The organism is Mycetocola sp. Y442 (genome assembly GCF_056898615.1).
In genome coordinates, this window is sequence record NZ_JBXHBV010000002.1 from 611,212 (window position 1) to 624,818 (window position 13,607).

The following is a 13,607-nucleotide window of genomic DNA, read 5'->3' on the forward strand; positions in this document are numbered from 1 at the left end:
TAGGGTCCAGGGTGCGGGGCGGGTGCGTCGCGGCGCGCTACCCCCGCAGCTGCCTGAGCAGCACTGCGGTCGCGACGGCGGCCTCGGCGGCCTCACGTCCCTTGTCCTCCTTCGAGCCGGGCAGGCCGGCGCGGTCGAGCCCCTGCTGCTCGTCGTCGAGGGTGAGCACGCCGAATCCGACGGGCTTGCCCGTCTGCAGGGTGACGTGCGTGAGGCCGGAGGTTGCGGCATCCGACACGTACTCGAAGTGGGGAGTGCCGCCGCGGATGATCACGCCGAGCGCCACAACCGCGTCAGCTCCCGCCTCCAGGGCGACCTTCGCCGCGACGGGCAGCTCGAAGCTGCCGGGAACCCTGACCAGGGTGTAGCTCGCTCCGGATTCGTCGAGAGCCTTCGTCGCTCCCGCGATCAACCCGTCGGTGATCTCGGTGTGCCACTGGCCAGCCACGACGACGATGCTGAGGCCCTCGCCGTTCGCGGCGATAGCGGGGGATCCGTGTCCACTCATGAGCGGGTTCCTGCTTCCTGGCCTTCGGCCATGATCTGTGCTGGTGCGTATTCGTGACCCATGCGGTCGCGCTTGGTTTGGAGGTACGACTCGTTGAGTGCGCCGACGCCGACGACGAGCGGCACCCGTTCGGTGACGGTGATGCCGAACTCTTCGAGCTGGCGGGCCTTCTCCGGGTTGTTGGTGAGCAGGCGGATCTCGGTCAGCCCGAGGTCCTGAAGAATGGCGGATGCCGCCTGGTAGCTGCGGGCGTCTCCCGGGAGCCCGAGCGCGAGGTTGGCGTCGAGGGTGTCGAGCCCCTCCTCCTGCAGCTGGTAGGCACGCAGCTTGTTGATCAGGCCGATGCCGCGTCCCTCGTGGCCGCGCAGATAGATGACGGCCCCGTCGTGTCTCCGGATCGTGTCGAGTGCAGCGTCGAGCTGTGGGCCGCACTCGCACTTGAGCGAACCGAAGGCTTCGCCGGTGAGGCATTCCGAGTGCACGCGCACAAGCGCGCCCGGTTTCGGATCCCCGGCGATGATGGCGACATGATCGGCTCCCGTGTTCCTGTCCCGGTAGGCCCGGATGCGGAATGTGCCGTGGGTCGTTGGAACGTTCGTTTCGACCTCGAAGAGGACGGGAGAAGACGGGGCAACGGGCGTGAGCTCTTCTGACGGTTCCGGGCCGGACTCCTGCTCGGTGACGAAGTCGATGAGCGCCGCGATCGTGATCACAGGGAGGTCGTGCTCCAGTCCGAGCTCGATCAGCCCGGGCAGGCGCATCATGTCGCCGTTCTCGTCGATGACCTCACAGATAGCGCCGACGGGGCTGAGCCCGGCGAGTCGCATGAGTTCGACGGCGGCCTCGGTGTGACCGGCGCGTTCCCGCACTCCGCCATCGACCGCGCGGAGCGGCACGATGTGGCCCGGCCGTATGAGATCGGTCGCCAGGACGCCCGGGTTGCCGAGCACCCGAAGCGTTGTGGCACGGTCGGCCGCGCTGATGCCCGTCGTGACATGCTCAGCGGCGTCGACGGTGATCGTGTATGCCGTCCGGCGTACGTCCTGACTCGCGGGAACCATGATCGGAAGCTCGAGCCGGTCGGCGAGTTCGTTCGACATCGGAGCGCAAATGTAGCCGCTGGAGTGCCGCACGGTCCAGGCGACCCAGTCCCTGGTTGCAAGCTCGGCAGAGAGAATGATGTCTCCCTCGTTCTCGCGTCCTTCATCGTCGGCCACGAGTACCGGTTTGCCCTCACGCAGCGCTCTCAGCGCCTGGGGGATTGTCGCGAGGCTCATGCGTCGCTCCTTTCACCGGCGAGTTGAACCGCCGGCATCCGTTCTGTAGCCGACCGCAGGGCGAGCATCCGCTCGACGTGCCGTGCGACGATGTCTGTTTCGATATTGACGGTGTCTCCGACGCCGCGCGCGCCGAGGGTGGTGGCGGCGAGCGTCTCGGGAATGAGGGAGACCTCGAACCACTGGTCGCTCTCGGTGGGGGGCGACACGTCGCTCACGGTGAGCGAGATGCCGTCGACGGCAATCGAACCCTTGCGCGCGACGAGGGGCGCGAGTTCCGGGGCCAGACTGAACCGCACGACCCGCCACGCGCTGCCATCGGTCACGTCGAGGATCGTTGCGGTCCCGTCGATGTGGCCCTGCACGATGTGGCCACCGAGCCGGCCGCCGACCTCCGCTGCCCGTTCGAGGTTGACCGCGCGCCCGGGGGCGACGTCGTTGAGAGTGGACATCCTGAGTGTCTCAGCCATCACGTCGACGGTGAAGGTCTCGTTGGTGCGGTCCACAACAGTCAGGCATACGCCCGACACGCTGATCGAGTCTCCGTGGCGCGCACCGGTCACGGCGACCGGCCCCCGCACGGTGATGCGAGCGGCATCCGTCGAGCGGTCGACCGCGGTGACCTCGCCGATCTCTTCAACTATTCCGGTGAACATGTCAGAGGTTTCCTTTCGGGAGTGCGACGATCAGCAGATCGTCGCCAAGTGTCTCGACCGACTCGATCTCCAGGCGGCGCATCTCGTCGATCGAGCCGACACCGATGTCGCCGAGCGCCGTTCGAGGGCCGCCCAGGAGCGCCGGGGCGATATAGAGGAGATATTCGTCGACGAGACCGGCGGCCGTCAGCGCGCTGATCAGCGTCGGGCCCCCTTCGACAAACAGTGAGCGGATGCCGCGCTGCGCCAGGCTCTCGAGGTCGGCGGCGAGGTCCCCGCCACTCAGCAGAACGGGGGAGTGCGGGTGGTCGAGGAGTCGGGCGTTGTCGGGAACCGCGCGCGTCCCGAAGATGACGGGGATGGGCTGGTCGGGGAGGAATGCGCCGTCCTCGGTACGGGCGGTGAGCGCCGGATCGTCGGCGAGGACGGTACCCGTCCCGACGCCGATCGCATCGGCGGCGCCACGTCGGCGGTGGACGTCCGCTCGGGCAACGGGGCCGGTGATCCACTGGCTCGAGCCATCGGCGGCGGCACCGCGACCGTCGAGCGACTGTGCCCACTTCGCGATGACGTACGGGCGGCCGAGGCGGGTGGCGCGCAGCCAGTCGGCGATCAGCGCTTCTCCTTCGGCGGTGAGCACGTTCGGGATCACGTCGACTCCCGCAGCCCGGAGGCGGCCTGCGCCACCGCCGGAGTGGCGACCCGGGTCGGCCACCGAGTACGCAACGCGCGAGATTCCGCGGTCGATGAGCGCCTGGGTGCACGGGCCGGTTCGCCCGGTGTGATTGCACGGTTCGAGGGTGACCACCGCCGTTGCTCCGGCAGGAACTGGCCCGTCGAGGTGCGAGAGTGCATCGACTTCCGCGTGGGCAGTGCCGGCGCCGCGGTGCCAGCCTTCGGTGATGACGGCACCGCTCGCGTCGGTGATGACGCAGCCCACCTGCGGGTTCACCCCGCGTTCCGGCCCACGCCGGGCGAGGTCGAAGGCCCGGCGCATGGCTCTGTCGAGGACAGCGTCGCCCGAAGCGGTTACGGCTTCGGCTGTGTCGCTCACCATTCGGATCTTCTCTCGTCTCGCAAGAGCTCCGGGGGTTGCCGCGACCGGCGCGTAGCGCCGTTCGAGTCGCGCCACCCGGCAGATGGCTGCCCAGTGTCGCGCGTGCTGCCTCCCATCCGGACTGAGCGTTGCTTTCGCAACCCATTACCGTCGGTGCTGGAGTTTCACCAGCTCAACCAGTCGCATTGCTGCGACCGGCTCGCGGACTATCACCGCCGGTTCGGACTTTCACCGACCCCGGAGCACGTTTCTGATTTCCATCGTAGGTCAACAGCGGCGAGCCTGGTCTATTCCCATCGGTTTCCGTCACGCACCGCGGATGGCGTCAGCCGCTGACGAGCATTCTGGCCGTGCCCGAGTCGACGATGAGGTCTGTGACGAGGCCGGCAGCGAGAGCGCCCCTGAGACTCTGCAGTTTGGTCTGGCCGGCGACGACGCACACACGCCTTGCGGTGGCGGCGAGCACGTCGATGCTTGGACCGCTCGAGCGGTCATTGAGCGGGATGCCGTCGGTCGAGCCGTCTTCGCGGTAGAACACTGTGGCGACATCGCCAACGACACCGGCCGCGCGAAGCTGGGCGAAATCGTCGTCGTCGAGGTAGCCGCCGATGTAGACGTGGCTTGGAACGCCCGAGAACGGCGAGCCCAGGCCGAAAACGACGACGTCGAGGCTGTTCTGCAGCTCGACGACGCGGCTGATACTCCGCTCCCGCCAGAGTGCTGCCTTCGTCGCAGGGTCATCGAAGACTGCCGGGACCGGGAACTGCTGCACTGTTGCGCCGTACGCGGCACCGAACCGCTGAAGGATCTCGCTCGCGTAGAGAAGACCCGTTGTGCGCGGGTTCGCGGCGCCATTGAGCTGGACGATCGACGTGTTGTGCGTCGGCTTGGCGAGCAGATGCCTGGACAGGGCACTCATGGTCGATCCCCAGGCCACTCCCATCGACATGTTCGAGTCGAAGAACCCGCCGAGAATCCGTGCAGCGGAGATCGCCACCCGCTCGAGGCGGTCAACGTCACTCGTCTGGTCGGGGACAGGGACGACGTGTGCAACGACACCGAACGCCGCCTGGATATCGCCCTCGAGCTGGCGGGGCATGTCAAGGGGGGACTTCACCTGGATCTCCACGAGGCCGGTTTCGCGGGCGTGCCCCAGGAGCCGCGATACCGACGAGCGGGAGGTATGCAGTTCGTGAGCGATGGCCTCCATCGTCAGGTCCTGCAGGTAATACAGCTGGGCGGCCGTCAGAGCGTCCCTGGTCTTGGGGGACAGTGAAACGGCAGGTGACTGATTCATGAACTCTCCTTGCACATCTGTGCACTGAGTTTGCACAGAAGTGAATATAGCCGAAGAATCTGATGGGACCACGCAGAGTGCTTGTCCTCGACGCGAATGCGGTCCCACACCGGCAGCAGTCTGCCACCCAACACCACAACGAGTTTCCCGGCAGCAGTGTGCCGACCGGCACCACAAGAAGGAGTCACACGATGAACGACCACGACGCCCGCCGGCCGGAGCGCAGGAAAGCCGTGGAAGCGCTTCGCGCCCACCCCAACTCGAAGGTGCTCATCATCGGCGGCGGGATCAACGGTCTGGCGACCTTCCGCGACCTCGCTCTGCAGGGCATCGACGTCACGCTCGTCGAGCGCAACGACTACTGCTCCGGAGCATCCGCAGCGTCAAGCCATATGATCCACGGCGGCATCCGCTACCTGGAGAACGGCGAGTTCCGCCTGGTCAAGGAATCGGTCACCGAACGCAACGGGCTCATCAAGATTGCGCCGCACTACGTCAAGCCGCTCGAGACCACGGTGCCGATCTTCTCGACCTTCTCGGGGATCATCAGCGCCCCCATGCGCTTCCTCACCCACAAGCAGGGCAAGCCGCAGGAACGCGGTGCGCTCCTGATCAAGGTCGGCCTCACTCTCTACGACGCATTCTCCCGCGACGGCGGCAGCGTGCCGCGCCACCGCTTCGTCGGTAAGAAGAAAGCGCTCAAGGCGTTGCCGCAGCTCAACGATGGCATCAAGTACACGGCGACCTACTTCGACGCGTCAGTCCACGACCCTGAGCGCCTCGCACTCGACGTGCTGCACGACGGACTCGCCGCGGGCCCCCACGCGCGGGCAGCGAACTACGTCGAGGCAGTGGGACTGGACGGCGGCTCGGTTCGCCTCCGCGACACGGTCTCCGGCGAAGAGTTCGTCATGGCGGCCGACGTCGTGATCAACGCGTCTGGTCCGTGGACCGACCTCACCAACGCCGCTCTCGGTCAGGAGACCGCGCTCATGGGCGGAACCAAGGGCTCGCACATCGTCCTCGACAACCCGGAACTCCTCGCCGCGACTGGCGGTCGCGAGATCTTCTTCGAGCACAAGGATGGCCGCATCGTCCTCATCTACCCGCTCAAGGGCAAGGTCATGGTCGGAACGACCGATCTCGAGGCCGACCCGCGCGAGAAGGCCGTGTGCACCGAAGAAGAGGTCGACTACTTCTTCGAACTCATCGAGCACGTCTTCCCGAATGTTCCCGTGAATCGCAGCGAGATCGTGTACCGGTTCTCCGGCATCCGACCGCTCCCGGGTCACGGCGACCTCGCCCCCGGCTTCGTCTCCCGTGACTACCGGATTGTGTCGTCTCAGCTCGGCACATCGACGATGCTCAGTCTGGTCGGCGGCAAATGGACGACGTTCCGCGCACTCGCGGAGCACCTGGCGAACGATGCGCTCGCGTTGCTCGGGGCCAGCCGCTCCGTGTCCACGCTCGGTACCCCGATCGGTGGCGGAGTCGGATTCCCCAGGACGGATGCCGCGATGCGCGTCTGGATCGCCGACAACTCCCGCGAGGTCGGCAGGGTGCGGGCGACGCAGCTGCTCGAGCGTTACGGAATGCACGCGAGTGCGATTATCGAAGAGTTCGCCGAGTCGGGAGACACCCCTCTCCGGTTCGCTCCCGACTACAGCGTCCAGGAGATCCAGCGGATCGCGCGCGCCGAGTCGGTGGTTCACCTCACCGACGTTCTCCAGCGCCGGACGAGCATCGCCTTCACCGGGGGTGCGTCGATGGGCCTCCTGACGGAACTGGCCGGCATCCTTGCTCCCGTGCTGTCCTGGACCGAGGAGGAGACGCTGCGGCAGATCACGACCGCGGCCAGTGTTCTCCGCACGGAGCACGGCGTCGCCCTCGCGACCGACGAGTCGATTTCGAGCCGGTAACAGCGACGGCGGAACCCGTGGAATAACCGTCCGTATTCTCACCTCGTGCCCTTGTCTCGTCCCGTACTTCGTCTGTACGTTTCACTGTGAATCGAAAAACACCCCTATCCGGGGGCATTCGGCTCGGAGCTAAACAAGGAGGTCAACGTGGACATCACATTAGGACAGGTCTTTCTCTCGGAGGTCGTCGGAACGGCGCTCCTCATCCTTCTCGGTGGCGGAGTCGTCGCCAACGTTGTGCTGTCGAAGACGAAGGGGTTCAACGGCGGCTGGCTGCTGATCAACTTCGGTTGGGGCTTCGCCGTCTTCATCGGTGTGCTCGCCGCTTACCTCTCGGGTGCCCACCTGAATCCGGCGGTGACTGTCGGTCTGGCTGCCGCGGGGACGGAGGAATTCGTGCCGGGGATTCCTGTCGACTTCGTGTCGGTTCTGACCTACTTCGGTGGGCAGATGCTCGGTGCCTTCCTCGGAGCGGTTCTCGTGTTTCTCACCTATAAGCAGCACTTCGACGAGTCGGATGACCCGGCTGCAAAGCTCGCTGTTTTCTCGACAGGCCCCGCCATCCGCGGCTACGTGTGGAACACCATCACCGAGGTCGTCGGCACGTTTGTGCTCGTGTTCGCCGTGATCTCGTTCAGTCGACAGGGTGAGACGCCGGGGCTCGCTGCTCTCGGCGCGCTGCCCGTTGCTATCGTGGTTGTTGCCATCGGTATTTCGCTCGGTGGGCCAACCGGATACGCAATCAACCCAGCCCGTGACCTCGCCCCCCGGATTGCACACGCCGTCCTGCCGATCAAGGCCAAGGGCACAAGCGACTGGAGCTACGCCTGGGTGCCGGTCGTCGGTCCGCTTCTCGGTGGGGCGATCGCCGGCTGGTCATCGCTCGTTCTGCTTCCGGTGATCTAGCCGGGCCCCCAGCGCGGCGGAGCTCGCACCGCTGTGCTGCACACATCTGTTCACTACGAAGACACGACACATACAAGGGAGTACGACATGGCGGATTACATCATCGCAATCGACCAGGGAACCACGAGCACCAGGGCGATCATCTTCGACAAGTCAGGATCGATCATCTCGACGGGTCAGCTCGAGCACGAGCAGATCTTCCCGAAGGCCGGTTGGGTGGAGCACGACCCAACAGAAATCTGGAACAACACGCGTGAGGTGATCGGTCAGGCGCTCTCGAAGGCCAACCTCACCAGGCACGACATCGCATCCGTCGGCATCACCAACCAGCGTGAGACCGCCGTCGTCTGGGACAAGACCACGGGAAAGCCCGTTTACAACGCGATTGTCTGGCAGGACACGCGCACCCAGCCGATCGTCGACCGGCTCGCGGCTGACGGGGGAGTCGAGCGGTTCAAGCCGACCGTTGGCCTCCCGCTCGCCACCTACTTCTCGGGAACGAAGATCGTCTGGATCCTCGAGAACGTTGAGGGTGCACGTGAGAAGGCGGATGCCGGCGACCTGCTGTTCGGGACGACCGACAGCTGGGTGCTCTGGAACCTGACCGGCGGAACCGATGGCGGCGTTCACGTCACCGACGTGACCAACGCGTCGAGGACCCTGTTCATGGACCTCGAGACGCTGCAGTGGGACGACGAGATCCTCGCGGCGTTCGACGTGCCGCGGTCGATGCTCCCCGAGATCAAGTCCTCGAGCGAGATCTATGGGCACGCCCACAGCCACAGCCTCCTCCGCGAGACGCCGATCTCCGGCATCCTGGGCGACCAGCAGGCAGCGACGTTCGGCCAGGCCGCGTTCGACACTGGCGAGTCCAAGAACACCTACGGCACCGGTAACTTCCTCATCTTCAACACCGGCGAGGAAATCGTGCACTCGAAGAACGGGCTGCTCACGACGCTGGGCTACAAGCTCGGCGACGCGAAACCGCACTACGCGCTCGAGGGATCGATCGCCGTGACCGGGTCGCTCATCCAGTGGCTGCGCGACAACCTCGGTCTTATCAACTCGGCGCCCGAGGTCGAAACGCTCGCGACGACGGTCGACGACAACGGTGGCGTGTACATCGTGCCCGCGTTCTCCGGACTGTTCGCGCCGTACTGGCGCCCCGAGGCGCGCGGCGTGATCGTTGGCCTCACCCGGTTCGTCAACAAGGGTCACATCGCTCGGGCAGCGCTCGAAGCAACGGCTTTCCAGACCCGTGAGGTCCTCGACGCGGTCAACGCTGACTCCGGTGTGGACCTGAGCGAGCTTAAGGTCGACGGTGGCATGGTCCAGAACGACGCACTGATGCAGTTCCAGGCCGACATCCTGAACGTTCCCGTCGTCCGACCGGTGGTCGCTGAGACCACCGCGCTCGGTGCGGCATACGCCGCCGGCCTCGCCGTCGGCTTCTGGGACAGCCTCGACGACCTGCGTGGAAACTGGCAGGAAGACAAGCGCTGGGAGCCGAAGATGGACGCCGAGGAGCGCGACCGGACGCTCCGTCTGTGGAAGAAGGCAGTGACGAAGTCGTTTGACTGGGTGGACGAAGACGTCCAGTAGTTCACGGTCGAACGGGCCCGTCCTCTCCGGAGGGCGGGCCCGTTTTCGTTGGAACCACCGGCGTGCCCCGGTCCTGTCGGCTGACTCGGCGAGTTGCTCTCACGGGACCCGCCCGGGAAGGCGATCTCATCGGTGACCGGTCGGTACGGTACGACGCGCAAGAACGAAACACAACGCGATCGAAGCAGCGACGAGCACGCCAGCCATCAGCCAGAGACCGGCACCCGTGCCGAACGCATCGGTCAGGCCGAAGACGGCAAGCGGCCCGATGGCTGCTCCCACGTCGCCAGCGGTGCGAGTGATTCCGATCACCGCCCCCGCTTGAGCAGGGCTGTACGTCTCGCCCGTCACCACGCCAGGCACAATGTTCGACACGCTTGTGACGACGCTGTAGAGAACAATTGCGATGCCAAAACCGAGAGGCTCATTCACAACGGGAAGCACGAGGAGGACGATGGACGCGCCAATCGCCGACGCGAGGATGACGCTATATCTTCGACCGGCATCAACAGCGCGCCCGATCGGCCCGAGCACGATGAGGCTCACGACCGTTCCAGCGGCGAGGGCAACACCGAGGCTGATCGGGGTCATTCCGCCCGTGTCATAGGCGAGGACGGGTATCAGTCCCTGTTCGCCAGCGAATCGGGCGAAGAACGCCGCGAAGGAGATTCCTGCGAGGGCCACGAGGAGTCCGACGTCGATGGCGGGCCCGACGCGACCCGACGACGAACGGAGGGAACCGTGCTGTTGATCCCAGAACAGTGTCGCAGGGCGAAGCGCATCCCACAGGACAACGAGTACGACCGGAATCGCAGCCGCGATGAACGCACCGTGAATGCCAGAAACGGTGAGCGCGATACCGCCGAGAAGTGACCCGACAGCCGCTGCACCCATCTGTACGACGGTCGCTGTCGCCATGGTGCGTCCCCGCCGCTCGGGCGGGGCGCCAGTCACGAGAACGGCGAATCCGATGGTGACTGCAGCCCCGCCCAACGCGCCGGCAACTATCCGTGCAGCAATCAACAGCGCGGCATCCCCGATAAAGCCCGTCAGAGCGGTCAGGATCGCGAGGGCGATGAGAACACTCCGCAAATATCGACGGGGGTGCCACCACCGCAGCGCGATGCCAGCCGGAATGTTCGCGATCACGCGGCCGACAGCAAAAGCCGCGATGATGGGGCCGAGCACGGCGACTCCAAGACCGAAACGCTCCACGTAGACGGGGAGAACCGGCACGATGGCGCCCCACGTCATTTGAGCCGCACCGATGAGTGCGCAGATGAGCACGGTTTGCTCGCGCTGACCGGAAACCCGGCTTAGATTCATGCGCGCAGGTTCGCGCGAAGGGTCGAGCCCGCATAACGGGGGGCGAGCGCGCCACGTCGGCGGAGTTCGGGCACAACGAGTTCTGCGATGTCGGCGAAACCCGAAGGCATCGCGAGCGGGGTCGTGAACATGTATCCACCGCGACTGCCGGTAGCTGCGAAGTTCTCCTCGACAGCGTCAGCGATTTCAGATGGTGTGCCGCACAACGTATGGTCCAGCCCGGATGCGCTGCGCCACGCGTGCTCAAAGAACTCCGCCTTGCTGACCGAATGTTCAGCTCCGAACTCGGCAACGAGCATTCCCACAAACCCCGCTGGCGATGCTCCACTTGCGACGATGAGCTCCTGAAGTTCGCCTAAGACAATCGTGGGTGGCAGGGAGGAGAAGTCGAAGCCCGAGTTGTGCGAGACGTAGGCGCCCACCGCCTCGTCGCTCCAAAAACTCAGCATTTCGTCCCGCCTGGTCATAGCCTCTTGCGCTGTCCTGCCGACGATCACCTGTGTTGCCCAGAGGATTCCCACCTCGGCAGGGTCTCGTCCTTCCGTGCGTAGCGCAGCATCCAGCGCCTCACGATGACGTTGTTGTCCCTGAAGAGAACCGCCGAATCCGAAGATTACGTCGGCGAATTTTGCCGACGTTGCAATTCCCTGCGGCGAGCTCCCCGCTTGAACGAGGACCGGTGAGACCTGGGGGCTTGGTACCGAACTGAGTGGTCCCTTGACAGTGAAGTGCGTGCCGCGGTGATCGATAGCGTGCACCTTGGACGGGTCCGCAAATCGGCCGGTCTCGCGATCCATCACAATCGCGTCGGGCTCCACCGATCGCCAGAGAGCCTGGCAGACATCGATGAACTCTTCCATGCGCTCGTACCGTTCAGCGTGTCCCCGTAACTCATCCATGCCGTAGTTCGCGGCGTCAGCGAGCCGCGTCGAAGCGACGACGTTGAACGCCAGCCGACCACCTGTGACGTGGTCCAGAGAGTTGAGGAGGCGGGCGACATAGAACGGATGCATGAACGTGGAGGAGTAGGTGAGCCCGAAACCGATGTTGTCGGTAACCGCAGCCATCGCCGCGATGAACGGACTCATGTCCTGGCGGGGCCACTGAATTCCCCATTCCACCGCTGCATCGATGGACCCGCGCCAGGTGTCGGGGATACCGCTGCCGTCGCCGAAGAACAGCATGTCGACGCCTGCGCGTTCGGCCGTGATGGCCAGTTCCTTAAACATCCGAACGTCCGGGAATTCCCGTCCGACCCATGATCCAGCACGGGCCCAGCGACCTTCGGTGTGGGTGAAAGAAAGGTCGAAGGCAATGTGCATGCCGCTCATCGTGTTTCTCGATTCTCGCGCCAGATGTGCTCAATCTCTTCCGCTGACGTCACGGCAGCGACGTGCGTAGACAATTGCTCCAGGGCGTTTCTGTGCATCTGACGGTCGTAGGCGGCGGAGGCGTCGGCCGCGACGAGGACAGGCCAGTCGAGTTGGAATGCGTCCTCGGCGGTGGCTGAAACGCAACAATCTGTGGTGAGGCCGACCACAGTAAGCCAGGTAACCCCGCTCTCACGCAACGTCCGCTCGAGGTCCGTGCCAAGAAAGCCGCTATACCCTCGCTTCGTGACACGTGTTTCGCCGTCGGCAGGAATCACACGAAACCACTCCGCCCCCGCAGTCCCGATCACGCATGGCTCGGACTCCGAGGGATGGTTGCGCTTACCGAAACGTAACCACGAACTTGAACGCCACGGGCGATCCGGGTCGCTCGCCAGCTCGACCCAGATCACGGGAACCCCGAGACGGCGGGCGGACGCGACGAGATCAATCGTCCGCGTGACGGCTGCGTCGATCTCGGCGAGGTCCTCCTCGCCGAGATCGAAGTCACGGAGATGATCCGGGTCTCCGAAGGAGCGCTGTACATCCACAACGATGAGCGCCGGCCGTTCCTCGCTGCCGGAGAGCACAGACAGTCGGCGTTGCTCGAGAGTGCTCATGCGGCCAGCTCGTTCGGAGTGCGCAGCAGAGGGAGTACGTACGTGCCGAACGCGGGCATATCCTCCATGTAGTCGGGGAAGATGAGCATGAGTCCGTCGAGCTGTGCGCCGTCAACGACCTCACGAATGTGCTTCGCGACGGTTTCCGCGGAGCCAGCTACGTAAGGCGTTTGAAATGCCTCGGTGCCCTTCGCGCCTTCCGCCCACGCCATCGCCCGTTCCTGATCCCATCCCCACGCCTGACGCATGTTCGCAACGGCCACGCGGTCGAGCCCGTCGGCGTAGAGCTGCACTCGCTCCTGTGCGGCCTCATCGGTCTCGGCAAGCACGACCGTGAGCATGGCGTACGCGTTGCACGAACGAGCTTTTGACTGAGCGCGCTTATGCACGTCAACGGCCAGTTCTCGCATCTGCTCGATAGTGGGGGCGTCGAGGAAGGCACCGTCGGCATAAGTGGCCTGGAACTCTCGGCCGCGTTCTGACCGCCCGGCGGAAATGATTGTCGGACGTGTGGCTGGATGTGGACGCGATTCACACGCCGTCAGTGTGAAGAACTCGCCATCAAGGTCGACGCTGTCTTCGGTCCAGAGCCGGGTTACGGCCTGAGTCCACTCCTCGGTCATGCTGTATCTCTGTTCGTGAGTCATGTCCTCGTCCCACACCCCCATCTGCTGGAACTCGGCGGCATAGGCTCCATTGACGATGTTCATTCCGGCACGGCCGTGTGAGATCTGTTGCAGCGTTGTGAACACCTTTGCGGCGAAGGCCGGATGCACCAGGTTGGCGTGGACGGTAGCCCAAACCTTGACCCGTGTGGTGGCTTCAGCGAGCGCCGCCATCATTGTCATGGATTCGATCGACTCACCCCAGTGGTCGGTGCTGCCGCCGAACCCGCGCCACTTCGCCTGAGCCATGATGAAGTCGAGTCCCATGTCTTCGGCCATCACCGCGGCGCGTTTGTTGTAGTCGTAGTCGGCGGGTGGGTATGGGGCGGTGTCGGAAACGAGCCAGCCGCCAGCGGCGACGGGGAGGAACACTCCGTACTCGGTGTTTGTCATTGTTTTCCTGT

General features: G+C 64.9%; 12 protein-coding genes and 1 riboswitch. Of the genes, 3 read left to right on the forward strand and 9 right to left on the reverse strand.

What is annotated here, in order from left to right; translation table 11 throughout:
• Positions 1-37 precede the first annotated feature (37 nt).
• From ribH to AC1X6S_RS09490, 5 genes are all read right to left on the reverse strand, one after another.
• Positions 38-508, reverse strand: a complete 471-nt coding sequence (ribH, locus tag AC1X6S_RS09470; RefSeq protein ID WP_483405501.1) for a 6,7-dimethyl-8-ribityllumazine synthase — start codon at positions 506-508, stop codon at positions 38-40.
• The gene (ribB, locus tag AC1X6S_RS09475; protein WP_483405502.1) at positions 505-1,785 is read right to left on the reverse strand and encodes a 3,4-dihydroxy-2-butanone-4-phosphate synthase; all 1,281 of its coding nucleotides are present in this window, start codon (positions 1,783-1,785) and stop codon (positions 505-507) included. Before ribB ends, ribH begins: the two co-directional genes overlap by 4 nt.
• Positions 1,782-2,441 (reverse strand): riboflavin synthase, encoded by a 660-nt coding sequence (locus AC1X6S_RS09480; RefSeq protein ID WP_483405503.1) that lies wholly within the window; start codon positions 2,439-2,441, stop codon positions 1,782-1,784. The genes ribB and AC1X6S_RS09480 overlap by 4 nt, the downstream gene beginning before the upstream one ends.
• A gap of 1 nt (position 2,442) precedes the next feature.
• Positions 2,443-3,498 (reverse strand): bifunctional diaminohydroxyphosphoribosylaminopyrimidine deaminase/5-amino-6-(5-phosphoribosylamino)uracil reductase RibD, encoded by a 1,056-nt coding sequence (gene ribD / locus AC1X6S_RS09485; RefSeq protein WP_483405504.1) that lies wholly within the window; start codon positions 3,496-3,498, stop codon positions 2,443-2,445.
• A gap of 99 nt (positions 3,499-3,597) precedes the next feature.
• Positions 3,598-3,747: riboswitch (FMN riboswitch) on the reverse strand.
• Between the two features lie 76 nt (positions 3,748-3,823).
• A complete protein-coding gene (locus AC1X6S_RS09490) occupies positions 3,824-4,795 on the reverse strand; it encodes a sugar-binding transcriptional regulator (protein WP_483405505.1) in 972 nt (323 codons plus the stop codon).
• A 191-nt stretch (positions 4,796-4,986) separates the two neighbouring features.
• On the opposite strand from AC1X6S_RS09490, the gene AC1X6S_RS09495 reads away from it, so the two are divergent.
• The 3 genes from AC1X6S_RS09495 (at position 4,987) to glpK (ending at position 9,222) form a co-directional block, all read left to right on the forward strand.
• The gene (locus AC1X6S_RS09495) at positions 4,987-6,714 is read left to right on the forward strand and encodes a glycerol-3-phosphate dehydrogenase/oxidase (RefSeq protein ID WP_483405506.1); all 1,728 of its coding nucleotides are present in this window, start codon (positions 4,987-4,989) and stop codon (positions 6,712-6,714) included.
• A gap of 153 nt (positions 6,715-6,867) precedes the next feature.
• Entirely contained in the window at positions 6,868-7,620 is a 753-nt protein-coding gene (locus AC1X6S_RS09500) for an MIP/aquaporin family protein (protein ID WP_483405891.1), read from the forward strand.
• A gap of 87 nt (positions 7,621-7,707) precedes the next feature.
• Positions 7,708-9,222, forward strand: a complete 1,515-nt coding sequence (glpK, locus tag AC1X6S_RS09505) for a glycerol kinase GlpK (RefSeq protein ID WP_483405507.1) — start codon at positions 7,708-7,710, stop codon at positions 9,220-9,222.
• Between the two features lie 126 nt (positions 9,223-9,348).
• On the opposite strand, the gene AC1X6S_RS09510 is transcribed toward glpK, so the two are convergent.
• The 4 genes from AC1X6S_RS09510 to AC1X6S_RS09525 are packed head-to-tail and all read right to left on the reverse strand — an operon-like array spanning position 9,349 to position 13,596.
• A complete protein-coding gene (locus tag AC1X6S_RS09510) occupies positions 9,349-10,548 on the reverse strand; it encodes an MFS transporter (RefSeq protein WP_483405508.1) in 1,200 nt (399 codons plus the stop codon).
• A complete protein-coding gene (locus AC1X6S_RS09515) occupies positions 10,545-11,879 on the reverse strand; it encodes an NtaA/DmoA family FMN-dependent monooxygenase (protein ID WP_483405509.1) in 1,335 nt (444 codons plus the stop codon). The genes AC1X6S_RS09510 and AC1X6S_RS09515 overlap by 4 nt, the downstream gene beginning before the upstream one ends.
• Positions 11,876-12,538 carry a cysteine hydrolase family protein gene (locus tag AC1X6S_RS09520; RefSeq protein WP_483405510.1) on the reverse strand — a complete coding sequence of 221 codons (663 nt, stop codon included), beginning with the start codon at positions 12,536-12,538 and terminating at the stop codon, positions 11,876-11,878. The genes AC1X6S_RS09515 and AC1X6S_RS09520 overlap by 4 nt, the downstream gene beginning before the upstream one ends.
• The gene (locus AC1X6S_RS09525; protein ID WP_483405511.1) at positions 12,535-13,596 is read right to left on the reverse strand and encodes an LLM class flavin-dependent oxidoreductase; all 1,062 of its coding nucleotides are present in this window, start codon (positions 13,594-13,596) and stop codon (positions 12,535-12,537) included. Before AC1X6S_RS09525 ends, AC1X6S_RS09520 begins: the two co-directional genes overlap by 4 nt.
• Positions 13,597-13,607: the final 11 nt, after the last annotated feature.